The sequence below is a fragment of the Thermogutta sp. genome, assembly GCF_039793925.1.
Classification (GTDB): domain Bacteria; phylum Planctomycetota; class Planctomycetia; order Pirellulales; family Thermoguttaceae; genus Thermogutta.
Genome location: NZ_JBAMME010000079.1, coordinates 1 through 482, shown reverse-complemented (window position 1 = coordinate 482; position 482 = coordinate 1). Strand labels below are relative to the sequence as shown.

Annotated in this window: 1 protein-coding gene; it reads right to left on the bottom strand. The window is 63.3% G+C overall.

Annotated elements, in window-relative coordinates:
- On the bottom strand, nt 1-450 hold a 450-nt coding region (locus ABJK56_RS02690), incomplete at its 3' end, for a hypothetical protein (protein WP_347243123.1).
- Nucleotides 451-482 lie beyond the last annotated feature (32 nt).

Genomic DNA, 482 nt, shown 5'->3' with positions numbered 1-482 from the left:
CAGCCATTGGAGGTAAAGCCCGTCAGTGCCGGGCAGCAGCGCCTGCCAGGTGCCGTCCGGCAGGCGGTGGGCCAGGATGTGGATCGGGCCACTCAGCGTCCTGGCTTCGCTCTGCCACTGGGCCACTCCATGGGCCCATTCGCCTTCCACGGCGACCTCGACCGGTGCCACCCGGTAGCGCGGGCCCCAGTAGCGCAGGTACTTCTCCAGCACAGCGTCAATGGCCTGGCGGGCGCGGGCCTGCTCTACCTGGGGTCGCGATTCGCCAGGGGTAGGTGGCGCAGCGATGCCCTGGTTCCTCCCGATGGGGGTTACAGGCACAGTGGTTGGCGTAGGGGTAATGGGAAGTGGTGGGGCTACACTTCCTGGAACCGCTGATACGATAGAGAGCAAATTGCCGAGCACCAGTGATGCGATGATGATCGCTGTGAACAAAGACGACTTTTTCATGGTAGTACCTCCGTTCACATCACAACAAGCCG